Origin of the sequence: Albidovulum sp. (assembly GCF_049646345.1) — a bacterium.
Taxonomy (GTDB): Bacteria; Pseudomonadota; Alphaproteobacteria; order Rhodobacterales; family Rhodobacteraceae; genus Albidovulum.
In genome coordinates, this window is record NZ_JBARVQ010000858.1 from 1 (window position 1) to 2,273 (window position 2,273).

The window sequence follows — 2,273 nt, forward strand, 5'->3', positions numbered from 1 at the left end:
CCTTTCCCTATTCGCCGGCGCAATCCGAGCGCGGTCCACTCTACGAGTTCGCCCTCAATCACATCATGGCGCTCGAGGACCCCATGCAGGCGTTCCGCCTCGAGGTATGCGAGGTGGGACGTGACTAGATTGGCGGACAAGGTCCTCAAGGTAAGATCCAAGAACGCTGGTCCGTTCTGGGTCGTGTGTCACGAGCATTGCGGGTCCACACCGGGATGCGCAACTCAACGAGAGATGAAGGAGGGCCCTTCGGGCTCGGCGATCAGGAGCTGAGCTCAAGCCACTGCAAGCTGCTGCGGTCAAGAGCCGTGGTGGTGAGCGTTGCAGTCAAGGTTCGGACTGAAGTCCGGCCGGCAAGATCGAGGAAGGCGAGCGCAAGCGAACCGCTGCAGAAGCGTCGAAAGCGTATTAGGCGATGTCAGAACCGCGGGGTGACCCTTCCTGCGGGATAAGCTCGGGCGATGTCCTGAGACGGACCGAGCGGCATCCGGCGTGTAGGCGGCGCGAGCCTCGATCAGGCTCTTGTTGGGAACGTGAGAACCTGTGTGCCGTCGTGCTGGCCGGCGTTGATGGTCAGTCCGAAGGGAGAAGCCGCAAGCGGCTGCAACCGCGAGGGCGAGAGTACCGATGCGGCGCACAGGGACGGAGCAGCCCGTAGTAGTGACGAAGGCCCTGTAATGGGGCTGGAGCGAAGGGGCTGCGTTGTTCAGCCTGGCCTGCGGGCCAACCATCCTGTCGGAGGCGTGCTTCTGGCAGAGCGGGAGGAGCCCGTGGATCAGGCAAAGCCGTTCAGAATCGCCAAGCGTGAGGTCTGGGAAGCTTTCAATCGTGTGAAGGCCAACCAGGGGGCGGCTGGAGTGGACGGACAGTCGATTGCAGACTTCGAGGCCAACCTTTCGGCGAACCTCTACAAGCTCTGGAACCGCCTGTCGTCAGGGAGCTATTTTCCTCCTCCGGTGCGCCGCGTTGATATTCCGAAGGCGAGTGGCGGGACGCGACCGTTGGGTATTCCGACGGTTGCCGACCGCATCGCCCAGGAGGTCGTCCGGCGCGCGCTGGAGCCGAACCTGGAGCCGGCGTTCCACGCCGATTCCTATGGCTACCGGAAGGGCAAGTCTGCGATTGATGCCGTGGCCAAGGCTCGCGAGCGCTGCTGGCGCTTCGACTGGGTTCTTGATCTCGACATCAAGGGTTTCTTTGACAGCCTTGATTGGAAGCTGACGCTCGCGGCCGTTCGACGTCATACGAACTCACCGTGGGTGCTGCTCTACATCGAGCGTTGGCTGAAGGCGCCCGTGCAGATGGAGGACGGCTCGATCGTCGCGCGCACGACGGGCACGCCACAGGGCGGGGTGATTTCACCACTGCTGGCGAACCTGTTCCTGCATCATGCGTTCGACACGTGGATGACGGAGAAGTTTCCGCACATTCCGTTCGAGCGGTATGCCGACGATGCGCTCTGTCATTGTCGAAGCGAGGCACAAGCGCGGTTCCTGCAGGACGCGCTCAAAGCCCGACTGGCCGAATGCAAGCTGGAACTGCATCCCGAGAAGACGCGTATCGTCTATTGCAAGGATGTGGCGCGAAAGGGCGATTACCCAAGCATCCACTTCGATTTCCTGGGCTTTCAATTCCGTGCCCGGAAGGTGAGGTGGGTCGTGAAGGGCAAAGAGGTCTTCGCACACAGCTTCCTGCCGGCGGTCAGCCCGAAGGCGCAAACGCGCATCGGCCGGGAGATCCGGCGATGGGCGCTGCACCACCGCAGTGACAAATCCCTGGAAGACCTGGCCCGGATGTACAATCCCGTCATCCGTGGCTGGATCAGCTACTACAGCCACTTCTACCGGACGCAGTTGCGTCCGACGCTGAAACGGATCGACGCCTATGTCATCAGGTGGGCCCGTCGCAAGTACAAGCGGATGGTGCACCAAACCAAGGGCGGCAGGGACTGGTTCGACCGGCTTCGCCGGAAGACGCCGAGGCTCTTCGCCCATTGGCCGCTATGTCATGGGAACGGCCGAACATCGGGAGCCGTGTGACTCGAGAGGGTCATGCACGGTTCTGGGAGCGCCCGGGGGTGAGATTCCCTCGGGCGACTCGACATCAGCACCCATCACGCGCTCGCCAGCGGCGGCTGTTCCACCCCCAGCTCCGGACATCATCGGCGGGCAAGGTCGCCTCGTCAACGCCGGATGGACCGAGGTCCGCCAATGTATAAAAATGACCGTCATGGCCGATCCGAGGTGTTGCGCGAGCGCTGCAGCGATCCGGCG

At 62.6% G+C, this 2,273-nt stretch carries 1 protein-coding gene; it reads left to right on the top strand.

All coding sequences use genetic code 11. From position 1 onward, the window contains the following. Nucleotides 1-770: 770 nt before the first annotated feature. A complete protein-coding gene (gene ltrA / locus WBB85_RS22490; RefSeq protein WP_432640797.1) occupies nucleotides 771-2,039 on the top strand; it encodes a group II intron reverse transcriptase/maturase in 1,269 nt (422 codons plus the stop codon). Nucleotides 2,040-2,273: the final 234 nt, after the last annotated feature.